This window comes from Stenotrophomonas maltophilia complex sp. Om-AH-Sm3, assembly GCF_059337855.1.
Genome location: NZ_JBYBLQ010000020.1, coordinates 21508 through 45666, shown reverse-complemented (window position 1 = coordinate 45666; position 24159 = coordinate 21508). Strand labels below are relative to the sequence as shown.

Below are 24159 nucleotides of genomic sequence, written 5' to 3'. Positions count from 1 at the left end.
AACTGTGGCAATAAAAAGGCCCCGGATCGCTCCGGGGCCTTCTCGTTCTCAGCGCAGCACCGGATCAACGATCCGGACGATGTGCGGCATCCGCATCGCGCTGGCGTTCCATGAACTCCTTGGACGGTTCGTCCAGCTTGTCGCCCAGCATGCGGCGCACGACCACGAAGAACACCGGGATCATCAGCAGGCCGAGCAGGGTGGCGAACAGCATGCCGCCGATCACGCCGGTACCGATGGCGTGGCGGGAGTTGGCGCCGGCACCGGTGGAGATCGCCATCGGGATCACGCCCATGATGAACGCGAACGAGGTCATCAGGATCGGGCGGAAACGCAGGCGCGCCGCTTCGATGGTGGCATCACGCAGGTTCTTGCCTGCTGCGCGCTGCTCCACCGCGAACTCCACGATCAGGATCGCGTTCTTCGCCGCCAGGCCGATCACGGTGATCAGGCCGATCTTGAAGAACAGATCGTTGGGCAGGCCGCGCAGCATCGACAGGCCGAGGGCACCCAGCACGCCCAGCGGCACCACCAGCAGCACCGCCACCGGGATCGACCAGCTTTCATACAGGGCGGCAAGGCACAGGAACACCACCACGATGGACAGCACCAGCAGCAGGGTCGCAGCGTTGCCGGCCAGGATTTCCTGGTAGGACATGCCCGACCAGTCGTAGCCGAAGCCGGCCGGCAGGTCGTCGTTGACGATGCCTTCCATGGTCTGCATCGCCTCACCCGAGCTGGTGCCCGGTGCCTGCGAACCGACGATGTTGATCGCCGAGTAGCCGTTGTAGCGGCTCAGCGACGGTGGCGCCGACACCCATTCGGACTTGACCACCGTGTTCAACGGAATCATCGCGTTGGTGCCATCGGCGTTCTGGGTCAGGCTGGACGGGCTGTAGAAGCTCTTCAGCGATTCCTGGCCAGTGCGGTACGGACCATCGGCCTGCATGGTCACGCGCTTGATGCGGCCTTCGTAGAAGAAGTCGTTGACGTACACCGGGGCCAGCATCAGCTGGATGGTGCTGTACACGTCCGACACCGACATGCCCATCGACTGCGCCTGCACGCGGTCCACGTGCAGCTGCAGCTGCGGCGCGTTTTCCAGGCCGTTGGGGCGCACGCCGACCAGGTGGTCCGGCTTCTGCGCGGCCTGGCCGAGCAGGATGTTGCGGGCCTGGGTCAACTGTTCGTAGCCGGCACCGCTACGGTCCTGCAGCCACATGTCAAAGCCACCGAACTGGCCGAGGCCCTGCACGGTGGGCAGGTTGACCACGAAGATCTGCGCTTCCTTGATGCCGTAGAACGCGCCGTTCATGTTCTGGATGAACTCGGGCGCGGTGAACTTGCGTTCCTCCCACGGCTTCAGGCGGATGAAGCCCATGCCCACGTTCTCGCCGGAACCGACGAAGCTGAAGCCGGCCACCTGCAGCATGCCTTCATAGCCATCCTGCTTTTCCAGGATGCCACGCATCTGCGCGAACACTTCGTTGGTCTGGCCCTTGGTCGAGCCCGGCGGCAGCTGCACGATCGCCAGCGCATAGCCCTGGTCTTCTTCCGGCAGGAAGCTGCCCGGCATGCGGGTGAACAGGAAGCCGCACAGCGCGGTCAGCACCACGAACAGGATCATCCAGCGCGGCGCATGGCGCACCGCCGAGGTGATGTGCCCCACGTAGGTGTGGCTGATCTTGTCGTAGTACTTGTTGAAGGTGCGGTAGACGATGTTCGGGTTGTCGTTGTGCGTCGGCTTGAGGAAGGTCGCGCACAGCGCCGGGGTGAAGCCCAGCGCCAGGAACGCCGAGAATGCCATCGAGATGGCGATGGTCAGCGCGAACTGCTTGTAGATCTCACCGGCGGCACCGCCCTGCAGGGCGGAGGGGATGAACACCGCGGCCAGCACGACGGTGATCGCCACCACCGCACCGGTGATCTGGGTCATCGCCTTCTGCGTGGCCGGCTTCGGCGCCAGGCCCTCCTCGGTCATGATGCGTTCGACGTTCTCGATCACCACGATCGCGTCGTCGACCACGATGCCGATCGCCAGCACCATCGCGAACAGCGTCAGCTGGTTGATCGTGAAGCCGATCATCCACATGCCCAGGAAGGTACCGAGCAGGGCGACCGGGATGACCAGGGTCGGGATCAGGGTGGCGCGGAAGTTCTGCAGGAAGATCAGCATCACCAGGAACACCAGCAAGACCGCTTCAAACAGGGTCTTGACCACTTCCTGGATCGAGATCTTGACGAAGGTGGTGCTGTCGTACGGCGAGAACCAGGTGACCCCTGCCGGGAAGCTGGGCTGCAGCTCGTCCATCTTGGCGCGCACCGCTTCGGCCACGTTCAGGGCGTTGGCGCCCGGCAGCAGCTGGATGGCGAAGGCACCGGTCGGCTTGCCGTTGTACTGGGTGTCGAAACCGTAGTTGTTGGCACCGAAGGCAACGCGGGCGATGTCCTTCAGCAGCACGCGCGAACCGTCAGCATTGGCGCGCAGGATGATGTTCTCGAACTCCTGCGGCGAGCTGAAGCGGCCTTCGGCCGAGACCGTGGCGGTGAAGTGCTGGCCTTCCGGCGACGGATCCGAACCCAGCGCGCCGGCGGCGAACTGCACGTTCTGCGCACGCACCGCGGCCAGTACCTGGCTGGCCGACAGGCCGTAGCCCTGCATCTTTTCCGGGTTCAGCCAGATGTTCATGGCGTACTCGGAACCGAACTGCTGGGTGCTGCCGACGCCGGGGATGCGCGAGACCTGGTCGAGCACGCGCGAGCCCACGATGTCGTTCAGCGCGTCACGGTTGATGGTCGGGGTATCGGACTGCAGCGCCACCACCATCAGGAAGCCGGCGTTGGCCTTGGCCACCACCACGCCCTGCTGGGTGACTTCCGAAGGCAGGCGTGGCGTGGCCAGCGAGACCTTGTTCTGCACCTGCACCTGGGCGATGTCCGGATCGGTACCGGTCTCGAAGGTCAGGGTGATCTGTGCACGGCCGTTGGAGGCGGACGAGGAGCTGAAGTACAGCAGGTGATCGATGCCGGTCAGCTGCTGCTCGATCACCTGGGTGACCGACTTTTCCGTGGTATCGGCGCTGGCGCCCGGATAGGTCGCCGAGACGGTGACCTGCGGCGGGGCGATGTTGGGATAGGACTCCACGCCCAGGTTGAGGATCGCGATCACGCCGCTGAGCGAGATCAGGATCGCAACCACCCAGGCGAAGACTGGATGTTCGATGAAAAATTTAGGCATGACGGAAGGTTCCCGTTACTGCTTGTTCGAATCGGTGGCGGCCGGCTTGGCCGCATCGGCCTGCTCGGGCTTGGCCGCGTCGGCCGGTGCCTTGCCTGCAGCCGGTGCAGCGCCCGCCGGGGCGGCGCCGCCTGCGGCCGGCTTGCCGTTGGCGTCCTGGCCAGGGGTCCACGGCTTGGCCACCGCCGGTGCACCTTCCTTGACCTTCTGCACGCCGGCCACGATCACCTTGTCACCGGCGGCCAGGCCGTCGCTGACCAGCCAGTTGCCGTTCTGCGCGCCATCGGTCTTCACGTTCTTGCGCACGACCTTGCCGTCGGCGCCGACCACCATCACGTAGCCGCCGGTGGTATCGCGCAGCAGGGCCTGCTGCGGCACCAGGAAGGCGTTGTTGCGCTCGCCCAGGTTGGCCTGGAAGCTGACGAAGGCGCCCGGCAGCAGGATCTGCTGCGGGTTCGGCAGCAGCGCGCGCAACGACACGGCGCCGGTGGCCGGGTCGACCGTGGTCGAGGAGAAGTCCAGCGTGCCCGGCTCACCATAGGTGGTGCCGTCGGCGAGCTTGACGTTGACCGTGGCCTTGCCGTCGCCGGACAGCGCCAGCGCGCCCTTGGCCTGCTGCGCGCGCAGCTGGGTCAGCTCGTCCACGCTCAACGAGAAGTTGACGTACAGCGGGTCGAGCTGGTCGACGGTGGTCAGCAGGGTCACATCGCCCTGGCCCACCAGCGCGCCCTCGGTGACCTGCTGCTTGTTGGCCACGCCACTGATCGGCGCGGTCACTTCGGCATAGCCCAGGTTGATCCGCGAGGAGGTCACTGCCGCTTCGGCCTGTTTGACCGCGGCCAGCGCGGTGCGCTCGGCCGATTCGGCGTTGTCCAGGTCGGACTTGGAGACGAACTGCTGCGGGGCCAGCGAGCGTGCGCGGTCGGCGGCGACCTTGGCGTTGGCGTAGGTCGCGCGGGCCGAGGCCAGCTGGGCCTCGGAGGCGTTGAGCGAGGCACGCAGCGGCGCCGGGTCGATCAGGAACAGGGTCTGGCCCTGCTTGACCTGCGAGCCTTCCTGGTAGACGCGCTTGAGCAGCACGCCGGGCACGCGTGCGCGGACGTCGGCGCTGCGGAACGGCGACAGGCGGCCGACCAGTTCGCGCTGCAGCGGCAGGGTCTGCGGCTTGGCGTCGATCACGCCCACCTCCGGCGGCGGGGGCGTCTGCTGTTCCGGCTTCTTGCAGGCAGCCAGCGCGACAGCAACGGCGCACGTCAAGGCAAGGGTGCGGAGTGGGGCGGTCATCAGGAGGAACTCCGGGGTTGGTTTGTAGACGGGGCCGGCGACGGCTGAGGCGCGAAGGCGCGCAGGAAGCTGTCGACGGAGAACTCTGCCCAGCGCCGACGCAAGAGCGCGTCATCACGGTGGGGGGTATGGAAGCGCTGTTTGTCGAAATCCTGACCGGCGATCATGCTCAGCAGCAGTTCGGCCATGAAGTGCGGGTCGTCATGCCGGAGCTGGCCCTGCATGCAAACGGTTTCAATCCATTCAGCAAGATGAAGCGACAACGCGCCGGCACCATGCCGGTACAGCGTACGCGCCTCTTCGGGAAACTGGGCCGCCTCGGCCGCGATCAGCCGGCAGGCCTGCCCTACGTGCGGTTGGTTGAAATGCTCCAGGAAGTCGGTGGCGAACTGGAGCAGGCTGGCACGCAGGTCGTCACTGCGGAGTGCACGAACCATGGCCCCGGTGGCGTGGCCGACGTGGCGCTGCATTACCCGGCGCAGCAGTTGCTGCTTGCTGCCATAGCGCGAGTAGAGGGTCTGCTTGGAACAGCCGGCATGCTGGGCCACCGCGTCCATGCTCATCTGGATGCCCTGCTGGGCCAGCAGTTCGCGCACGGCATCGAACACGCGCTCATCGCGTGCGTCGAGGGCAACGGGGAGGTAGGCCGGGTTCACGCGGTGGACTATACCGTCCAGTTCAGGATTGTGGAATCGAATCGGCGTCGCCGCGTGTGTCTTCCGGTAACACGCTTTGCCGATCCTGTCGGCAGTGCTGAAGCCGGCGCCAGCTCCATACCGGAGCGAACTGAATAGGCGTCTAAACCGCAGCAAACCCGAATCTGCTTATTCCGTCCTGCAGCAAGGCCTTTTCGTGCGGTAGGGCTACAATTTCATTTTCCCAACTGAGCAAGCGCATCGCTCTGCCATGAAACCGCAAAAAACCGCAGCCAAGACCGTGAAAAACAAGACGAAACCAGCAGAGTCGGAGGTCGCAGTGACCGCTGGTTTCTCCCTGGAGCCGGTGTACACGGCCTTGCGCAAGCGCTACCCCGCGGCCGCACAGGCCGAAGCAGTGGCCTTCGCCACTGACTTCTACAAGCGCATGGAGTCGGACGAGTTCCCGCACCACAGCGCTGAAGAGTGGGCCGCTCTCGCGGCTGAGACGCTGGAATTCGCCCGGGCCCGCAAGGCTGGCAAGGCCAACGTCCGCGTGTTCAATCCGACCGCGAAGGCCAACGGTTGGGAATCGCCGCATACCGTGCTGCAGATCGTCAACGACGACATGCCGTTCCTGGTCGATACCGTCACCATGTCGCTGGCCGAGCAGGGCGTGGGCGTCCACGTGCTGGGCCACCCGGTACTGCGTTTCACCCGCGACAAGGCCGGCAAGCTGGTCAAGGTCGGCGAAGGTGATGCCGAGTCGGTGATGCTGCTGGAAATCGACCGCCAGCCGGCCGATGCGATGGCCGCCATCGAGCAGGCCATCAACAAGGCGCTGGATGAAGTGCGTGCAATCGTGCGCGACTGGCAGCCGATGAAGGACAAGGCGCTGGCACTGGCCGACGACCTGGGCAGCCGCCAGCTGCCCGTCGACGACGCGTCGCGCAAGGAAGCACAGGAGTTCCTGCGCTGGGCCGCTGACAACCACTTCACCTTCTTCGGCTATCGCGAGTACCGCGTCGAGAAGCAGGGCAAGGAAGAGGTGCTGGCGCCGCTGAACGACACCGGCCTGGGCCTGATGCGCGGCAAGGACAAGTCCGCCGCCCGTCCGGTCAAGACGCTGGCCGCGCAGGGCCTGAATACCACGTCCGGTTTGAAGGATGCGCTGATCCTGACCAAGACCAATGCCCGTTCGCGCGTGCACCGCGCCGGCTACATGGACTACATCGGCGTGCTGGAGTTCGACGCCAAGGGCAAGATCATCGGCGAGCAGCGTTTCCTCGGCCTGTTCACCTCCAGCGCCTACAACCGTCGCCCGTGGGAAATCCCGCTGGTGCGCCAGCGCCACGAGCATGTGATGAAGCAGTCCGGGCTGGCCCCGGCCAGCCACAGTGGCAAGGCCCTGCGCCATATCCTGGAAACCCTGCCGCGCGAAGAACTGTTCCAGTCCAGCGAGGACGAACTGTTCCGCACCGCGATGGGCGTGCTAGGCCTGCAGGAACGCGTGCGCAGCCGCCTGTTCCTGCGCCGTGACAAGTACAGCCGTTTCATCTCCGCGCTGGTCTACCTGCCGCGCGAGCGCTTCAACACCGACGTGCGCCTGCGCATCGAAGCGATGCTCAAGGACGCGCTGCACGGCGAGTACGTCGACAGCTCGGTGGTGCTGGGCGAATCGCCGCTGGCCCAGGTGCACCTGATCGTGCGCCCGAAGCCGGGTGAAATGCTCGACGTCGATACCGCCGAACTGGAGCAGAAGCTGGCCCAGGTGCTGCGCAACTGGCAGGACGACCTGCGCGAGGCGCTGGTGGCCCGCCATGGCGAGACCGAAGGCCTGCGCATTGCCGCCCGCATCGGCAAGGCGCTGCCGGCCGGTTACATCGAAGACAACAGCACCGCCGTTGCCGCCAATGATGTCAGCCAGCTCGACGCGCTGACCGGCCCGGACGACCTGCGCCTGAGCCTGCAGGCCGTGCCGCGCGAGGGCGGCGATGGCCTGCGCCTGAAGCTGTATCGCCAGCTGGATGACATCCCGCTGTCGGACGCGCTGCCGATGATGGAAAACATGGGCCTGCGCGTGATCGCCGAGCGTCCGTACCGGCTGTCGGTCGACAACGCGCCGGTGTACGTGCAGGACTTCGAGGTCGAGTCGACCGCTGGCGCGATCGATGCCGCCAGTGTCGATGAAGCCTTCGGCGAGACCTTCGCCCGCGTCTGGCACGGCGACGCCGAGAACGACGGCTTCAACCGCCTGGTGCTGGCTGCTGGCCTGCACTGGCGCCAGGTCGCCATGCTGCGTGGCTACTGCAAGTACCTGCTGCAGACCGGCGTGCCGTTCTCGCAGGCCTACGTGGAAGGCACCTTCGCGCGTTACCCGCTGCTGGCCCGCCTGCTGGTCGAACTGTTCGAGGCCCGCTTCGATCCGGCTACCGGCCATGAGAGCAAGGACGACATCGCGGCCGGTCAGGCCCAGCTGAAGGCCCACTTCGATGTGCTGGCCGCTGGCGACGATGCCACCCTGAAGGTGCTCAAGAGCGTGGTCGATGCCCGCAAGGGGGACCGCGACGCGCAGATGCAGGCCGCGCGCGATGCACTGCTGAAGCTGATGGATCGCGTGTCCAGCCTGGACGAGGACCGCATCCTGCGCTCGTTCATGGGCGTGATCGACGCGACCCTGCGTACCAGCTACTACCAGACCGATGCCAACGGCCAGCACGGCCATGTCATCAGCTTCAAGTTCGATTCGGCGCTGGTGCCGGACCTGCCGAAGCCGCGCCCGTACCGCGAGATCTTCGTGTACGGCCCGCGCGTGGAAGGTACCCACCTGCGCTTCGGCGCGGTTGCGCGTGGCGGCCTGCGCTGGTCGGATCGCCGCGAAGACTTCCGTACCGAAGTGCTGGGCCTGGTCAAGGCGCAGATGGTCAAGAACACTGTCATCGTGCCGGTCGGCGCGAAGGGCGGCTTCTTCGCCAAGACCCCGCCGGTGAACGGCGACCGCGATGCGATCTTCGCCAACGGCGTGGCCTGCTACAAGCTGTTCATCCAGGGCCTGCTGGACATCACCGACAACATCGTCAACAACAAGATCGTGCCGCCGGTGGATGTCGTGCGCCACGACATGGACGATCCGTACCTGGTGGTGGCCGCAGACAAGGGCACTGCGACCTTCTCCGACATCGCCAACGGCCTGGCCATCGCGCACGGCTTCTGGATGGGCGATGCATTCGCCTCCGGTGGTTCGGTCGGCTACGACCACAAGGGCATGGGCATCACCGCGCGCGGCGCGTGGGAATCGGTCAAGCGCCACTTCCGTGCGCTGGGCCGCGACAGCCAGAGCCAGGACTTCACTGCGGTTGGCGTCGGCGATATGTCCGGCGACGTGTTCGGCAACGGCATGCTGCTGTCGCGCCACATCCGCCTGGTCGCTGCGTTCGACCACCGCCACATCTTCCTGGACCCGAATCCGGATGCGGCCACGTCGTTCATCGAGCGTGAGCGCCTGTTCACCCTGCCGCGTTCGAGCTGGGCGGACTACGACACCAAGCTGATCAGCAAGGGCGGCGGCGTGTACCCGCGCAGCCTGAAGTCGATCGAGATCACCCCGCAGGTGCGTGAGGCGCTGGGCCTGGACGAGAACGTCAAGGCGCTGTCGCCGAACGATCTGATGAGCGCGATCCTGAAGGCACCGGTCGACCTGCTGTGGAACGGCGGCATCGGTACCTACGTCAAGGCCGCCAGCGAGCAGCACAGCGATGTCGGCGACCGCGCCAACAACGCGCTGCGCGTGAACGGTGGCGAGCTGCGCTGCAAGGTGGTGGGCGAGGGCGGCAACCTGGGCATGACCCAGCTGGGCCGCATCGAAGCCGCGCAGGCCGGCGTGCTGCTCAACACCGACTTCATCGACAACTCGGCCGGCGTCGATACCTCCGACCACGAAGTCAACATCAAGATCCTGCTCAACGATGTGGTGCGGGCCAAGAAGCTGACCGTCGAGCAGCGCAACAAGCTGCTTGCGTCGATGACCGATGAGGTCGCCGAGCTGGTGCTCAACGACAACTATCGCCAGAACCAGGCACTGAGCCTGATGGAGCGGATGGCAGTCAAGCGCCTGGGGTCCAAGCAGCACTTCATCCGCACCTTGGAACAGCAGGGCCTGCTCGATCGCCAGATCGAGTTCCTGCCGTCCGATGCCGAGCTCTCGCAGCGCAAGGCACGCGGCCAGGGCCTGACCCGTCCGGAGCTGTCGGTGCTGCTGTCCTATTCCAAGCTGGTGGCGTTCAACCAGCTGCTGGATTCGGACATTCCGGAAGATCCGTACCTGTCCAAGGAGCTGCAGCGCTACTTCCCGACCCCGCTGCAGAAGAAGTACGCCGACGCGATGGAGCGTCACCGCCTGAAGCGCGAAATCATCGCCACGGCCGTGACCAACCAGACCATCAACCGCATGGGCGCCACCTTCCTGATGCGCATGCAGGAAGACACCGGTCGTTCCATCGCCGAGGTCGCCAAGGCCTACACCATCAGCCGTGAAACGCTGGATGCACGCGCACTGTGGGCGCAGATCGACGCGCTCGACGGCAAGGTGCCGGAGTCGGTGCAGATCGACGCACTGGAAGTGATATGGAAGCTGCAGCGTTCGTTCGTGCGCTGGCTGCTGTCGCGCCCGGGCGCGATGCCGGGCATCACCGAGGCGGTCAACCGCTACCAGGGCCCGTTCAACGACATTCGCGTTGCTTCGGGCGTGCTGCCGGATTCGCAGCGTCCGACCTACGAAGCCCTGGTGGCCGAGTGGAAGGAAAAGGGCCTGCCGTCTGCACTGGCACAGCAGCTGGCCGAACTGCACTTCCTGGAGCCGGCGTTCGACATCATCGAACTGGCCCGCACCCGCAAGCTGAAGCCGGTGGACGTGTCCAAGGTCCACTTCCGCCTGGGCGATGCCTTGCAGCTGCCGTGGCTGTTCGAGCAGGTCGACGCGTTGGAGGTCAACGGTCGTTGGCACGCGGTGGCGCGTGGCGTGCTGCGTGACGAGCTGGCAGCCAACCACCGCAACCTGGCCGGGCAGGTGCTGGGCACCAAGGGCAGCAGTGCCGAGGCCAAGGTCGCTGCCTGGATGGGCCGCGACGACAACAGCCTGCGCTTCACCCTGGCGATGCTGGCCGAACTGGCCGAGCAGAAGACCCTGGACTACCCGACCGTCTCGGTCGCGGTGCAGCGCCTGGGCCAGCTGGCCGCGCATGGTGCGTAAGCGCATTCGCGCTGACGCCCCACGGATTGCTCTGCAAACCGTGCGCCCCATGCCAACCATGCTCCCAGACCCCCGCGCCGTTGGCGCGCCCCCCTGACTCAGGGGGGCTCCTGATCTGCAGCAGTTGGAGGAACGGCCCCGCGAAAGCGGGGCCGTTCTGCATTGTCTGGTAGTGCCGGCCGCTGGCCGGCAACCTCATGAATCGCAACCGGGTGCAGCAGCCGGCCAGCGGCCGGCACGACCGGGTATGCTCTTGCTGGCACACCCACCCGGATCCACCGATGAGCGACACCCCCCGCATCGCTTTCCTGGCCAGCAGCACCGAACCTGCACAGATGGCCCGCGCGGCGATGATCTCGCGTTATGGCGATCACGCGCCCGAGCAGGCCGACGTGCTGTGCCCGCTGGGTGGCGACGGTTTCATGCTGCAGACCCTGCACCGGCACGGGCACCTGGGCAAGCCGGTGTTCGGCATGAAGCTGGGCACCGTTGGCTTCCTGATGAACCAGTACCGCGGTGACGATGACGTGCAGGCCCGCATTGCCCGTGCTGAACCGGCCAACCTGCGCCCGCTGGAAATGGTGGCGCTGACCGAGTCGGGCACCAGTACCGGTTCGCTGGCGTACAACGATGTCTCGCTCCTTCGCCAGACCCGGCAGGCGGCCCATATCGGCATCGACCTCAACGGCCAGGAGCGGGTGGCCGAGCTGATCGGTGACGGCGTGCTGGTGGCCACCCCGGCCGGTAGTACCGCCTACAATTATTCCGCGCACGGCCCGGTGTTGCCGCTGGGGTCGCATACCATCGCGCTGACGCCGCTGGCTCCGTATCGGCCGCGACGCTGGCGCGGGGCGATCCTCAAGGCCGACACCGAAGTGCGCTTCCGCGTGCTCGATCCCTACAAGCGTCCGGTCAGCGTCACCGCTGATTCGCACGAGACCCGCGATGTGGTCGAGGTGACCATCCGCGAGTCGAGGGACCGTCGTGTGACCCTGCTGTTCGACCCGGAGCACAACCTGGAAGACCGGATCCTGAGCGAACAGTTCGTTTTTTGAGGACAATGGGCGGCCGGCCCCGCCGACCGCTTGAAGGACCCCCACCGATGGGCGACAACTCCCCCCGTTTGCTGACCGTCGCGGTCACCTCGCGCGCGCTGTTCGACCTCGAGGAAAGCCACGCGCTGTTCGAGAGCGATGGCGTGGCGGCGTATGCCGAGTTCCAGCGCCAACATGAGGACGACATCCTCGGTCCCGGCGTGGCCTTTCCCGTAGTGCGCAAGCTGCTGGCACTGAACCAGGGCGCCAGCCCGGAGAACCCGCGGGTCGAGGTGATCCTGCTGTCGCGCAATTCGGCCGATACCGGCCTGCGCATCTTCAACTCGATCCAGCATTACGGCCTGGGCATCATCCGTGCGACGTTCACCGCTGGCGAGCCGACCTGGCCGTATGTGAAGCCGTTCGGTACCGACCTGTTCCTGTCGGCCAACCCGGAATCGGTGCGCAGCGCGCTGCGCCATGGCATCGCGGCGGCGACCATCCTGCCCAAGCCACCGGGTGAGACCGCTGCGGCAGCGGCCGACCAGATCGATACCGGTCGCCCGGCCGGCCAGCTGCGCATTGCCTTCGACGGTGACGCAGTGATCTTCGGTGACGAGAGTGAGCGCATTTCGCGCGAGCAGGGCGTGGAAGCCTTTGGCCGCCACGAACGCGAACGCGCCCGCGAGCCACTCAGTGGCGGCCCCTTCCGCGGCTTCCTGTCGGCCCTGCACACGCTGCAGGAAGTGTTCCCGGCTGGCGACAGCGCGCCGATCCGTACCGCACTGGTGACCGCGCGGTCGGCCCCGGCGCACGAGCGGGTGATCCGTACCCTGCGGGAGTGGGGCGTGCGCCTGGACGAAGCACTGTTCCTCGGCGGCCGGCACAAGGGGCCGTTCCTGCAGGCCTTCGGTGCCGACATCTTCTTCGATGATTCGCAGCACAACATCGACAGTGCCCGCGAGCATGTGGCTGCCGGCCACGTACCGCACGGCGTCGCCAACGAGGGATAGGGCGGATTCGACCGGTAGGTGCCCACCTTGGTTGGCGCTGCCGTCAGGCCACGGGTCCGATCAGGGGCTGCCCGACATCCCCAGCTGCAGGTCCACCACTTTCCAGCGCAGGCCCTGCGGCTCCAGCACCACCTTCATCGGTGGCTGGCCGGGGCCGCGATCCACATCGATCACGAAGCGGTCCAGCGCTTCGAAATGATGTTCGGCATTCTTCAACGGCCGCGCCGGTTCAGTTGCGCCGAAGGCGTCGCCACCCTGCAGTTCATTGCGGCCACGCTTCCACAGCACGTGGCCCTGCAGCATCGCGCCGATCCCGGTCGGGGTCACCATGGTTTCCACCGCGGCCCCCCCGAGCTGGTCGCCGAGGCCGTAGAGGAGGGCACCGAACGGGCTGGCCGCCACGTCTGGGCCGGCCTGGCGCACCAGGTAGTCATTGAGCTGCGCGCGCAGGCTGCTGCGCACGCGCGGGAAATCGACGTAGCGCTCCAGGCGCGCAGTGTCGCGCTGCTCGATGGCCTTGGACAGGCCATTGACGGTCAGGTACGGGCCGCCGAACCACCAGGCCGCCAAGGCCAGGACCAGCAGCACAAGCAGTGCGGTGAGCTTCTTCATGCCGGACAGACTGCCGCAACGGCGGCAGTGCCGGGTGAAGACTCACTGACTGGGCGAACCACGGCCATCACCGAAGGCATCGACCAGCCGTTGGCGTTCCGCCGGAGTCAGCGCCTCCAGCCGCGTCGCCAGCACTTCGTCCAGGCTGCGGGTGCGGGTGGTGCCGAGGATGCCGCTGGCAACGCCGGGATGGCCCAGCGCATAGGCGAAGGCGGTCTGGGCCGGGCGCTGGCTGTGGATCGTGGCCACCGCGCGCCGCATCTGGCGGGCACTGCGCATCAGCTGGCGGCTGCTGGGCTTCAGCCACGCGCGCGCCAGATACCAGCCATCGGCCAGCCGTGGCAGGCGCGCACGCGCCGGCAGCAGGTGTCCTTGCGCCAGCACGGTGCCGGCCAGCACGCCGATGCCCACTGCCTGCAGCCGATCGATAAGCGGTTCTCGGTCCTGCTGCAGGGCGTTGTAGTCCAGCAGTACCACATCGAAGGCGTCCGGATGGGCGATCATCCAGCGCAGGGTCGAGGCCGAGTGGGTGTTGATGCCGGTGTACCGGATCAACCCACGTTCGCGCAGGCGCTGCAGTGCCGCCAGCAGGTCGTCACTGATGTCGTGTTCGCTGGCGCCATGCAGCTGGTAGACATCAAGATGGTCCAGGCCGAGGTTGCGCAGCGACGCCTCGCAGCTGGCGGTGATGGCCGCGGGCGAGAAGTTGCGTTGCTCGGCGCCGCTGATGCCAGCCTGGCCGGTCAGCGTGCCGCCCTTGCTTGAGATCACCAGTGAATCGCGCGGGTACTGCTTCAGCAACGGGCGCAGGATGCGGCCCAGGCGCGGCTCGGCATGGAAGCCGGAATAGTTGTGACCGGTGTCGAGCAGGTTCACCCCGTGGGCAAGCGCATGTTCGACCACAGCAGCCGCCTCATGCTCGGGGAAGCGGCGATGACCCCAGAAGCCGGAGCAGCCCAATCCGATCGGTGAAACGGCCAGGCCGGTGCGGCCGAGCACGCGCCGCTGGCGGGCCAGCGGAAGATTCTGCGACATCAGAATTCCAGGTCCAGCGCAGCGCACAGGTAGTCGACGAACGGGCCGAGCGCGGCCAGGTCCTTGCCCAGCGTGGACAGCAGGCGTGGGCCGGTCATCGTGGCGTCGTCCAGCGAGCGCCACATCACCCAGTTGCGGTGCTTGAGGTCGTCGATGAACTCGAAGTCGGCCGGGAAGCCACGAGGGGGGCGCACCAGCTTCTCGCTCTCCTCGAAATCGAAGCGCTTGCGCAGGGCCGGCGCATGCGCGGCGGCCTTCCAGCTGCCCGGGTTGTCGAGGATGAAGTGGCGCACGCGGCGCTGGGTTTCCGGTTCTGGATGCCACAGGCCGGCGCCGACGAAGCTCTCGCCGGGTTGCAGGTGCACATAGAAGGACGGCGCGGCCACCTCGCGGCGCCGCTCGTGGAACAGGCGCGCACCCTGCCAGGTCTTGTACGGTGACTTGTCGTTGGAAAAGCGCGCGTCACGGTGGATGCGGAACAGGGAGCCGCCGACGCCGCGGGTATCGGCGCGGAAGTGCTCGCTGACCTCGGCCAATGCCGGCTGCAGGTCGCCCAGCAGGCGCAGGAACGGCTGCCGAACGTGGTCTTCATACTGCTGGCGGTGGTCGTTGAACCAGGTCTTGTCGTTGTGCCGCGCCAGGCTGCGCAGGAACTTGAAACTGGCGTCCGAGAAATAGGTGCTCACAGCGTCTCCTGCAGGTGCTGGCCCCAGTCGCGCAACGATTGCAGCAGGGCCTGGCGCCGCGCGTCGCCGGGCGCTTCGGCGGCCAGTGCATCAAGCTGTTGCTGGTACTGGGGCAGGTTGAGTTCGCCCAGGCCGCCGTCGCCGAGCAGGCGCTGGCGGCGGTAATCCTGCCAACGCTGGTGTTCGGCCGGCGCGAGGCTGCCGGGATGGTTGCGTGCGCGGTAGCGGAACAGCAGCTCTGGCAGGCGCGGGTCGCGGAAGCGGCCTTCCAGCGCGGCCAGCTGCTCCGGCGCGGTGGTGCGTGCCAGCGCCAGCAGCGGCTTGTCGCCGTTGCCGAGGAATCCGTCGTACAGCGAGGCATCGACATCGGCCACGGTCGCGACGCGGGGCTGGTTGTAGACCTGGCGTGCCTTCTCGGCCAGCTGTGGAGCGAACGCGCGCAGCCGTTCCACCTTGGCCTCGATCGCGGCCACGTCCAGGCCGAGGCGCGCATGATCGTCGGCGCGCAGGTGGTTCCATGCGATCAGTGCCGGCACCTTGTTCAGGTGTACTTCCTTCAGCGGCACGCGTGTCACGCCTTCGGGCAGCTCGCTGGCCCGCATGTACAGGCGCTGTGCGATCACCTCGGCCGGCAGCTCCAGCAGGTCGTCGATCTCGCCTTCCAGGTCGAACACGATCACCCGGTTGTTGATGGTCGGGTGTACGGCCAAGGGCAGAACCGGTGCGGCGCAAAGGCGGCTGGCAGGGTAGCGCATGGAAATGTGCAGGACCGGCTTCATCGCGGCCACGTCCAGCAGGCCGCCGACGAAGCGCTTGTCGCGCAGCTTCAGTGCGTACTCCCACAGGCGCGGCTGCGACTGCTTGAACAGCCGAGCCATGCCGATGGTGGCGCGCACGTCTGACAGCGCTTCGTGCGCATCGCCTTCGCGCACGTTGTTGGCCTCGGCCAGGTGCTCGAGCTTGAACGAGGTGGCGCCGTCTTCGCGCAGCGGCCACCGGATGCCGTCCGGGCGCATCGCGCGCATCAGCCGCAGCATGTCCAGCAGGTCCCAGCGCGAGTTGCCGTTGCGCCACTCGCGCTCGTAGGGATCGTGGAAGTTGCGGAACAACCCGTAGCGGACGAACTCATCGTCGAAGCGCAGGGTGTTGTAGCCAAGTGCGCAGGTGCCGGGGCGCGACAGCTGCTCGTTGATGCGGTCGAAGGCTTCGGCCTCGCTGATGCCCTCGGCCAGGGCCTGCTGCGGGGTGATGCCGGTGACCAGGGTGGCCATCGGCGAGGGCAGCAGGTCGTCTGCCGGGCGCACGAAGAAGCTGACCGGCGTGTCGATCTCGTTGAGGTCGGCATCGGTGCGGATCGCGGCGAACTGCGAGATGCGCGTGCGCCGCGGGTCCTGGCCGAAGGTTTCCAGGTCGTAGAACAGGAAGCTGTCTGCCATCAGTGCGCGCCCTCCAGGACCGGCAACTGCGCGTGGACCTGCGCTTCCAGTGCGGCCCAGTCGATGTTGTCCAGTGAATCGTGACCGGCGGTGGCTGCAACCAGCAGGTCGCGCTGCAGTTCGGTGCGGCGCAGCGCCTCGGCGTAGGGCGTGTGCAGGAAGGTGACCATCGTGTAATGCGGCACGAAGCGGGTCGGCCAGCGCCGCTGCAGTTCCTGCTCCAGCTCGCGTTGCAGCAGGAATGCAGGGTCGGCTACGCGGTCGCGCATCTCCAGGTAGTTCTCAAGTGCCATCTGCTGGATGGCACGTGCATTCGGTTTGCGCTCGGCTTCGAACGCGGCGAACGCGCTTTCCAGGTCATCGGCCTCCATCAGCTGGCGGGCCAGTGCAACACAGTCCTCGAATGCGCAGTTCATGCCCTGGCCGTGGAACGGCACCATCGCATGCGCGGCGTCACCGATCAGTACGGCGCGGCCCTGCTGATGCCAGCGTTCCAGGGTGAGCGTGCCGAGCAGGCCCGGCGGGTGTTGTTCCCAGTCCTTGCGCAGGTTGGGAATCAGCGGCAGGGTGTCGGCGAACTCGCGCGCGAACAGCGCCTCGGCCTGCGCGCCGGTGTTGACCGTGGCAAAGCTGGGATCGCCCTGGTTGGGCAGGAACAGGGTGACCGTGAAAGTGCCTTCGTGGTTGGGCAACGCGATGCACATGTAGTGGCCGCGCGGCCAGATGTGCAGCGCATTGCGCTCGATGCGGAAGCCGCCGTCGGCGGCCGGCGGGATCTCCAGTTCCTTGTACGAATGGTCAAGGAAGGCGATGTCCTCGCCCAGCGGCGCACGACGGTTCATCGCCGCGCGCAGTGCCGAGCCCGCGCCGTCGGCACCGATCAGGGTGTCAAAGCGGATGTCGTGCGGGCTGTCGTCACGGTCATCGATGAAACGCGCGTAGCCCGCATCGAAATCCACGGTATGCAGGCGGCGATGGAAGTGCACGGTGGCACCGGCCTGTTCGGCCAGTTCCAGCAGCGTGGTGTTCAGATCGCTGCGATGGATCGACCAGATCACCTCGCTGTCGTCGCGGCCATAGCGCTGCAGCTGCGGTTCGCCGTCGCGTGGATGCACCATGCGCCCGCGCATCATCACCGCGCGCGCCATCACCTCGTCTTCCACGCCGGCCTGGCGCAGTGCATTGCGCCCGCGCTCGGCCAACGCCAGGTTGATCGAACGACCGCTCTCGTAGTCGGCAATGCGGGGATCGCCACGGCGTTCGTACAGGGTGATGCGCCAGCCTTGCCGTGACAGCAGGATGGCCAGCAGGGACCCGGCAAGGCCGGCACCGATAATGCTCAACGAGCGGGAGGCGTGTGCGATCAACGAACTGTCCAGCAGCAGGGGAGGGGTCGGCTTACAGGCCGGCCCAGGCTTCCACTTCCTCGACGAAATGGTGCACGTCCAGGTAGCGGTTGTAGAGCGGGGTGGGCGAGATGCGGATCACGTCAGGCTCGCGCCAGTCGCCGAGCACGCCGATGCCGCGCAGGTGCTCGAACAGTGCACGGCCACGCTCGCGGCCACCGACCACGCGCAGCGACAACTGGCAGCCGCGGCGCTGCGGATCGGCCGGGGTAATGATGTCCAGCACCTGCGGCAGGCGTGCGCGGACCAGTGCTTCGAGCAGGCCGGTCAGCGCCAGCGATTTGCTGCGCAGCGCCTCCATGCCGGCACGCTCGAACAGGTCCAGCGAGGCACGCAGTGGTGCCAGGCCGAGGATCGGCGGATTGCTCAACTGCCAGCCTTCGGCACCGATGGCGGGGGTGAACTGGGGCGCCATCTGGAAGCGGGTCGATTCCTCATGGCCCCACCAGCCGGCAAAGCGCGGCAGGGTGGTGTCGCGATGGTGGCGCTCGTGCACGAACGCGCCGGCCACCGCGCCCGGGCCGCTGTTGAGGTATTTGTAGTGGCACCACACGGCGAAATCGGGCGCCACCTCATGCAGGCGCAGCGGCAGGTTGCCAACCGAGTGCGCCAGGTCGAAGCCGATGCGTGCGCCCTGCAGGCGTGCGGCGCGCGTGATCGCATCGAGGTCGAAGGCCTGGCCGGTGCGGTACTGCACGCCGGGCCACAGCACCAGTGCCAGGCGCGGGCCGTGCTCGGCGATGGCGCGTTCGATCGCGGCCAGCGAAATCGTGCCGTTGGCTTCGTCCGGCTGCACTTCCACCAGACACTCGGCCGGGTCGAAACCATGGAAGCGGATCTGAGCTTCCACCGCGTGGCGGTCGGTCGGGAATGCGCCGGCTTCCATCAGGATCACCGGGCGCTGCGTGGTCGGCCGGTAGAAGCTGACCATCATCAGGTGCAGGTTCACGCTCAGCGTGTTCATCGCTACCACCTCGCTGGGCAGTGCGCCGACCACGCGGGCCAGCTGCGCGCTCACCAGGCGGTGGTAGGACAGCCACTGCGTCGGGCCGGTGAAGTGGCCTTCCACCGCCAGTTCGCCCCATTGTTTCATCACTTCCTGCACCGCTGCCTGCGCACCGCGCGGCTGCAGGCCCAGCGAGTTGCCGACGAAGTAGGTCTGCTCGCCGCCTCCATGGCGCGGAATCAGGAATTCGCCACGCAGCGGGCGCAGCGGATCGGCGGCGTCCAGGGCGATGGCGTGGGTGCGGCTGAGCAGGTCGGACATGGTCGGGCAACAGGCTGCAACGGGACCGCCAGTGTAGCGCCTGGCGGCGTGCCTGCCGCCGAACCTGTAGCGCCGAGCCCATGCTCGGCTGCCGGGCCACGAAGCCGAGCATGGGCTCGGCTCTACAGGGGCAGGTGCTCAGCCCGCCGCCGGCACCGGCAGCGGATCCACGTGCCCGCACTGGCTGCAGGTACGCAGTTCCAGGCTGGCGTGGTAGCGCGCAAACACCTTGGGCAGGTCGGTTTCGATGTTCTGCAGCGGGAAATACTCTTCGTGCAGCTTGTGGTTGCAGCGCTCGCAGTGCCAGATCACGCCGTCCATCTCATGCGGCAGCCGCTTGCGCTCGACCACCAGGCCGATGCCCCCGGGCGGGCGCCGCGGCGAGTGCGGCACCTTCGCCGGCAACAGGAAGATCTCGCCGGCGCGGATCGGAATGTCGCGCACCGCGCCGTCCTCCTGCACCTTCAGCACCATCTCGCCTTCGAGCTGGTAGAACCACTCGGGGCCTTCGTCGTAGTGGTAGTCGGTACGCGAGTTCGGCCCGCCGACCACCATCACGATGAAATCGCCGTTGTCGATCATCTTGTTGCCCACCGGCGGCTTCAGCAGGTGGCGGTTCTCTTCGATCCAGGCGTGCAGGTTGATCGGTGGGGCGAGCATGGTGGTCATCCGTGTGGGGATCAGTCGCGACGGCCCTTGCGCGGCACGAAGGACAGCGCTTTTTCATACGCTGGCTGCAGCTCTTCCAGCGAACCGACGTCGATGCCCATTTCACGCACGCGGCCGTCCTTCAGGCTGTAGACCCAGCCGTGCACCATCAGCTTCTGGCCGCGGGCCCAGGCATCCAGCACGATGGTCGAGCGGCAGAGGTTGGCGACCTGCTCGATCACGTTCAGCTCGCACAGCCGGGCGTGCTTGAGTTCGTCGTCTTCGATGGCGTCGAGGATGCCCTGGTGCTTCTGCACCACGTCACCGACATGGCGCAGCCAGTTGTCGGCCAGGCCGACGCGGGTGTTGTGCAGGCAGGCATGCACGCCGCCGCAGCCGTAGTGGCCGACGATCAGGATGTGCTTGACCTTCAGCTGGTCCACCGCGTACTGCACCACGCTCAGGCAGTTAAGGTCGGTGTGGGCGACCACGTTGGCGACGTTGCGGTGCACGAACACTTCGCCCGGCGCCATGCCGATGATCTGGTTGGCCGGCACGCGCGAATCGGAGCAGCCGATCCACAGGTACTCGGGATGCTGCTGCTTGGCCAGCTGGTGGAAGAAGTCGGGGTCCTCCTTCTCGATGCGGTCGGCCCAGTCGCGGTTGTTCTGCAGCAGCTTGTGGATGTCTTTCATGTTCGGGTCCCTGGCGTCGGGTGGGGGCGCACCGCAGCCATCCAGCTGCGACGTCGCGGGAATCGGGGGTGTTCAGCCGCTGCGGGCGGCCTGTTCGCGGTGCCAGCGCATCCACTGCGCCAACTCGGTGGAGGAAGGGGTGCCCAGCTGTTCCAGTTCGGCGATCACGGCGCGCTGGTTGGCGTCGGGATGGTTCTGGCTCAGCTTCAGCTTCAGCTGCACGTGTTCGACCTGGAAACGGAAGCCGACGATGGCACGCAGTTCCGGGCCATGTTCGGCGCGCGTGGCATCGAACTGCCAGGCCTGGCCGACACTGGCTTCGAAGTGATCGCTGATCGCGCCGACCAGTTCGGCCAGCGCATCGGTGTCGTCGAAGGTGTGCAACTGGCCATGCAGCTCGGCGGCGGCGTAGTTCCAGGTCGGCACCCGTGCGGCAGGCTCCTTGTCCGGGTACCAGCTGGCCGAGACGTAGCCGTGTGGTCCGTCGACCAGCACCTTGGCCGCACCGCTGTGGCGCGACTGCGGGTTGGCGCGGGCCCAGTGCCCGCGCAGCTCGATGCGCTCGCCCTCGCGCCGGTACAGCACCGGCATCCGGGTCAGCTCCGGCAGGCCATCGCTGCCGGGGGTGAGCACGGTGACGAACGGATCGCGCGCCAGCAGGCGGTCCAGCCAGAGCAGGTCGGTCTCGGCGAAGGCGCGTGGAGTGAACATGCCTGGATCAGGCGCGCGCGCCCAGCGACTGGATCATGCGGCCGCGCAGGCCCTCGTCGTTGTCGGCCTGCGGCGGCTGCACTTCGTGCAGGCTGAAGCCGCGCACCAGCGCGTCTTCCTCGTCCAGGCCGTCATACTCGACGAATTCGGCGTCGAACAACTGCGAACGGGCGGTGTCTTCGCTGTCGTAGCTCAGCGTGTTGCCATCGCTGTCGAGCACTTCGGCGGTGCCGGCCGGGCGAACGCGCAGGCGCGCCCAGATCAGGGTGTTGCCGAGGCTGGCCAGCCACCAGCTGTCGCGCGAGGCAGAAATGTCATTCATGGGGGTTACCAGAGCGAGGCCAGCCAGAGCAGGGCGGCCATGCCCAGTCCGGCCAGCAGGGTCAGCAGCGATACCCAGGCCGGCGTCGCCAGCCCGGACAGCGAGCGGTCCGGCTGCTGGCGATAGTCGCGGCGCAACAGCCAGGCCAGGGCATCGGGCTTGAGGAAGGCGCCGCTGCCGAAGCGCTCGGCGAGCGCCGGATGGCGGTCGCGAACGTGCACCAGGGTCAGCGGCCAGAAGATCACGAAGGCACTGAACCCGGCCACTGCAACGCCGACGAAACACAGGGCGAAGAACAGGGTCATGGGAGCCGTACCTCCGTGGACGTGTGGGGCTTAGAAGTCCGCGCTGCCCGGGGCGCGCGGGTAGGGGATCGCATCGCGGATGTTGGACAGCCCGCAGACGTACACCACCAGGCGTTCGAAGCCCAGGCCGAAGCCCGCGTGAGGCACCGAGCCATAGCGGCGGAAGTCGCGGTACCAGCTGTAGTGCTCACGATCCAGGCCGAACTGGGCCATGCGCGCGTCCAGCACGTCGAGGCGCTCCTCACGCTGGCTGCCACCGATGATCTCGCCGATGCCCGGGGCCAGCACGTCCATCGCGGCAACGGTCTTGCCGTCGTCGTTCAGGCGCATGTAGAAGGCCTTGATGTGCTCCGGATAGTTGGTCACCACCACCGGACGGCCGACATGCTCCTCGGTCAGCCAGCGCTCGTGCTCGGTCTGCAGGTCCAGGCCCCATTCCACCGGGAAGTCGAACTTCCTGCCGGACTTCTGCAGCAGGCTGACCGCATCGGTGTAGTCGATGCGCTCGAACGGTGCGTTGATGAAATCTTCCAGCTTGGTGATCGCGTTCTTGTCCACGCGCTCGGCGATGAAGGCCAGATCGTCGCTGCGCTCGTTCAGCACGGCGCGGAACAGGTACTTCAGGAACTCTTCGGCCAGGCGTGCGTCTTCGGCCAGGTCGGCGAAGGCGATTTCCGGCTCGATCATCCAGAACTCCGCCAGATGGCGGGTGGTGTGGCTGTTCTCGGCGCGGAAGGTCGGGCCGAAGGTGTAGACCTTGCTCAGCGCCAGGCAGTACGCCTCGACGTTCAGCTGGCCGGACACGGTCAGGAACGTTTCCTTGCCGAAGAAGTCGCGGCTGAAGTCGATCGCGCCCTTCTCGTCACGCGGCAGGTTCACCATGTCCAGGGTGGACACGCGGAACATCTGGCCGGCGCCTTCGGCATCGGAGGTGGTGATGATCGGGGTGCTGATCCAGTTGAAGCCGTTCTCGTGGAAGAAGCGGTGCACGGCCTGGGCCAAGCAGTTGCGGATGCGGGTGACTGCGCCGAACAGGTTGGTGCGCGGGCGCAGGTGTGCCACTTCGCGCAGGAACTCCGGCGACATCGGCTTGGGCTGGATCGGGTAGGTGAGCGGGTCTTCGACCCAGCCGACCACGTCCAGCGTGCTGGCCTGGATCTCGAACGACTGGCCCTTGCCCTGCGACTTCACCAGGGTGCCGGTGGCGATGACCGAGCAGCCGCTGGTCAGGCGCTTGATCTCGTCGAAGTTGCCCAGGGTGTCGTTGGCCACGATCTGGATCGGGGCGAAGCAGGAGCCGTCGCTCACATTCACGAAGGCCAGATTCGCTGAACCGCGCACCGTGCGCACCCATCCGCGTACCGTGACTTCGCCGCCTTCCGGGATCTTCCCGGCAAGCGCATGTTCAACGCTGACCACCGTCATGACTTGAATCCTCTGCTGATCGACTCGATCTGTGAACACGGGAGTTTACCGGTTGCAGCGTTCTGCTTGCGAGGCATTTTTCGCGGCAACGGCTCCTTATAATGTCCCCGTACCTCTGGAGTAGCCCCATGGCCGTCAGCCTGACCCCCATTGCCTTCGAGCGCGTGCAGCGCTTTGTCGCCCAGACCCCCGGCGCGCTGGGCCTGCGTTTCGGCGTGACCAGGACCGGCTGCTCCGGTTGGGGCCACGTGACCGACCTGGCCCGCGACGAGCGCGAGGGCGATACCGTGTTCGACCAGGACGGCGTGAAGATCTATGTCGACGCCAAGAGCCTGGCGCTGGTGGACGGCACCGTGATCGACTTCGGCAAGCATGGCCTGAGCGAGACCTTCACGTTCAGCAACCCGAACGCCACCGCCGAGTGCGGCTGCGGCGAGAGCTTCACCACCGACGCCGACAAGGCCTGACGCGCGGCTTTGGCGCCCGCCGGACATGGCCCGGCGCTACCCGCCTGGTGGGTGCCGACCTTGATCGGCACCGGGGCAGGGCACCCCGGTTCAGAAGGTCGGGTGCCCCCGGTTGCCCGTCATCCCCATCTGCGCCATAATGCGCGGCTTCCTGCCTTCCTGGCGGGAATCCTTGCCCCACCGCGGTCTCAACGGCGGGGGGCTGTCCGGCCGCAAGGCCACATCCGAAAGGTAGAAAAAAACATGAGTCGTCATTACGAAATCGTGTTCATGGTCCACCCGGACCAGAGCGAGCAGGTCCCGGCCATGATCGAGCGCTACAAGTCGCTGGTCGAGAACGGCAACGGCACCATCCACCGCCTGGAAGACTGGGGCCGCCGCCAGCTGGCGTACCCGATCCAGAACCTGGTGAAGGCCCACTACGTGCTGATGAACATCGAAGCCGACCAGGCCGTTCTGAACGAACTGACCGAGAGCTTCCGCTTCAACGACGCCGTGCTGCGCAACCTGGTCATCAAGCGTGACGAGGCTGACACCGAGCAGTCGCTGATCATGAAGAGCAAGGACGAGAAGGGTGACAAGCCGGAGCGCGGTGAGCGCCGTCGTCGTGACGACGAAGAAGGCGAGTCCACCACCACCGCTGACAACGAAGCCGGCGACGACGCCGCTTCCGCCGCCTAAGGAGCCTTCCC

The 24159-nt window shown here is 66.7% G+C and carries 20 protein-coding genes; 5 read left to right on the top strand and 15 right to left on the bottom strand.

Annotated features, from left to right (window positions below; translation table 11 throughout):
• Window positions 1-64: 64 nt before the first annotated feature.
• From AC10QF_RS18140 to AC10QF_RS18130, 3 genes are read right to left on the bottom strand one after another with little or no spacing between them, the layout of a single operon-like run.
• Window positions 65-3238 (bottom strand): multidrug efflux RND transporter permease subunit, encoded by a 3174-nt coding sequence (locus tag AC10QF_RS18140; RefSeq protein ID WP_005417430.1) that lies wholly within the window; start codon window positions 3236-3238, stop codon window positions 65-67.
• Between the two features lie 15 nt (window positions 3239-3253).
• On the bottom strand, window positions 3254-4522 hold the full coding sequence (locus AC10QF_RS18135; RefSeq protein WP_069139730.1) for an efflux RND transporter periplasmic adaptor subunit: 1269 nt from the start codon (window positions 4520-4522) through the stop codon (window positions 3254-3256).
• Entirely contained in the window at window positions 4522-5178 is a 657-nt protein-coding gene (locus AC10QF_RS18130; protein WP_005417420.1) for a TetR/AcrR family transcriptional regulator, read from the bottom strand. Before AC10QF_RS18130 ends, AC10QF_RS18135 begins: the two co-directional genes overlap by 1 nt.
• A 250-nt stretch (window positions 5179-5428) precedes the next feature.
• Between AC10QF_RS18130 and AC10QF_RS18125 the strand changes: the two genes are divergently transcribed.
• The 3 genes from AC10QF_RS18125 (at window position 5429) to AC10QF_RS18115 (ending at window position 12452) form a co-directional block, all read left to right on the top strand.
• Window positions 5429-10405 carry an NAD-glutamate dehydrogenase gene (locus AC10QF_RS18125; protein WP_494542629.1) on the top strand — a complete coding sequence of 1659 codons (4977 nt, stop codon included), beginning with the start codon at window positions 5429-5431 and terminating at the stop codon, window positions 10403-10405.
• 281 nt (window positions 10406-10686) lie between these two features.
• The gene (locus AC10QF_RS18120) at window positions 10687-11460 is read left to right on the top strand and encodes an NAD kinase (RefSeq protein ID WP_069139728.1); all 774 of its coding nucleotides are present in this window, start codon (window positions 10687-10689) and stop codon (window positions 11458-11460) included.
• A 47-nt stretch (window positions 11461-11507) separates the two neighbouring features.
• Window positions 11508-12452 (top strand): 5'-nucleotidase, encoded by a 945-nt coding sequence (locus tag AC10QF_RS18115; protein WP_005417414.1) that lies wholly within the window; start codon window positions 11508-11510, stop codon window positions 12450-12452.
• A gap of 60 nt (window positions 12453-12512) precedes the next feature.
• On the opposite strand, the gene AC10QF_RS18110 is transcribed toward AC10QF_RS18115, so the two are convergent.
• The 12 genes from AC10QF_RS18110 to asnS form a co-directional block, all read right to left on the bottom strand.
• Window positions 12513-13064 (bottom strand): DUF2939 domain-containing protein, encoded by a 552-nt coding sequence (locus AC10QF_RS18110; RefSeq protein ID WP_171957308.1) that lies wholly within the window; start codon window positions 13062-13064, stop codon window positions 12513-12515.
• Window positions 13065-13106: 42 nt separating this feature from the next.
• Window positions 13107-14099: an aldo/keto reductase gene (locus AC10QF_RS18105; RefSeq protein ID WP_171957309.1), complete on the bottom strand. Its 993-nt coding sequence runs from the start codon at window positions 14097-14099 to the stop codon at window positions 13107-13109.
• The gene (locus tag AC10QF_RS18100) at window positions 14099-14785 is read right to left on the bottom strand and encodes a DUF2461 domain-containing protein (protein ID WP_053500718.1); all 687 of its coding nucleotides are present in this window, start codon (window positions 14783-14785) and stop codon (window positions 14099-14101) included. Before AC10QF_RS18100 ends, AC10QF_RS18105 begins: the two co-directional genes overlap by 1 nt.
• On the bottom strand, window positions 14782-16221 hold the full coding sequence (sbcB, locus tag AC10QF_RS18095; protein ID WP_005417410.1) for an exodeoxyribonuclease I: 1440 nt from the start codon (window positions 16219-16221) through the stop codon (window positions 14782-14784). Before sbcB ends, AC10QF_RS18100 begins: the two co-directional genes overlap by 4 nt.
• Entirely contained in the window at window positions 16221-17588 is a 1368-nt protein-coding gene (locus AC10QF_RS18090; protein WP_053500712.1) for an FAD-dependent oxidoreductase, read from the bottom strand. The genes sbcB and AC10QF_RS18090 overlap by 1 nt, the downstream gene beginning before the upstream one ends.
• Window positions 17589-17619: 31 nt before the next feature.
• Window positions 17620-18894, bottom strand: a complete 1275-nt coding sequence (gene kynU, locus AC10QF_RS18085) for a kynureninase (protein ID WP_111176106.1) — start codon at window positions 18892-18894, stop codon at window positions 17620-17622.
• 138 nt (window positions 18895-19032) lie between these two features.
• On the bottom strand, window positions 19033-19554 hold the full coding sequence (locus tag AC10QF_RS18080) for a 3-hydroxyanthranilate 3,4-dioxygenase (RefSeq protein WP_049439577.1): 522 nt from the start codon (window positions 19552-19554) through the stop codon (window positions 19033-19035).
• A 20-nt stretch (window positions 19555-19574) separates the two neighbouring features.
• Entirely contained in the window at window positions 19575-20237 is a 663-nt protein-coding gene (can, locus tag AC10QF_RS18075; RefSeq protein WP_005417406.1) for a carbonate dehydratase, read from the bottom strand.
• A 72-nt stretch (window positions 20238-20309) separates the two neighbouring features.
• Window positions 20310-20948, bottom strand: coding sequence for an FMN-binding negative transcriptional regulator (locus AC10QF_RS18070; protein WP_252744954.1), 639 nt, complete (start codon window positions 20946-20948; stop codon window positions 20310-20312).
• Window positions 20949-20955: 7 nt separating this feature from the next.
• Window positions 20956-21270 carry a hypothetical protein gene (locus AC10QF_RS18065; RefSeq protein ID WP_005417404.1) on the bottom strand — a complete coding sequence of 105 codons (315 nt, stop codon included), beginning with the start codon at window positions 21268-21270 and terminating at the stop codon, window positions 20956-20958.
• 5 nt (window positions 21271-21275) lie between these two features.
• On the bottom strand, window positions 21276-21575 hold the full coding sequence (locus AC10QF_RS18060; RefSeq protein WP_005417403.1) for a hypothetical protein: 300 nt from the start codon (window positions 21573-21575) through the stop codon (window positions 21276-21278).
• Between the two features lie 30 nt (window positions 21576-21605).
• The gene (gene asnS, locus AC10QF_RS18055; protein WP_494542628.1) at window positions 21606-23000 is read right to left on the bottom strand and encodes an asparagine--tRNA ligase; all 1395 of its coding nucleotides are present in this window, start codon (window positions 22998-23000) and stop codon (window positions 21606-21608) included.
• Window positions 23001-23128: 128 nt separating this feature from the next.
• Here asnS and AC10QF_RS18050 point away from each other — a divergent pair, with 128 nt between their 5' ends.
• Together AC10QF_RS18050 and rpsF are read left to right on the top strand one after the other, a co-directional pair.
• Window positions 23129-23467 (top strand): HesB/IscA family protein, encoded by a 339-nt coding sequence (locus tag AC10QF_RS18050; protein ID WP_005417401.1) that lies wholly within the window; start codon window positions 23129-23131, stop codon window positions 23465-23467.
• A 243-nt stretch (window positions 23468-23710) separates the two neighbouring features.
• The gene (rpsF, locus tag AC10QF_RS18045) at window positions 23711-24148 is read left to right on the top strand and encodes a 30S ribosomal protein S6 (protein ID WP_006452997.1); all 438 of its coding nucleotides are present in this window, start codon (window positions 23711-23713) and stop codon (window positions 24146-24148) included.
• Window positions 24149-24159: the final 11 nt, after the last annotated feature.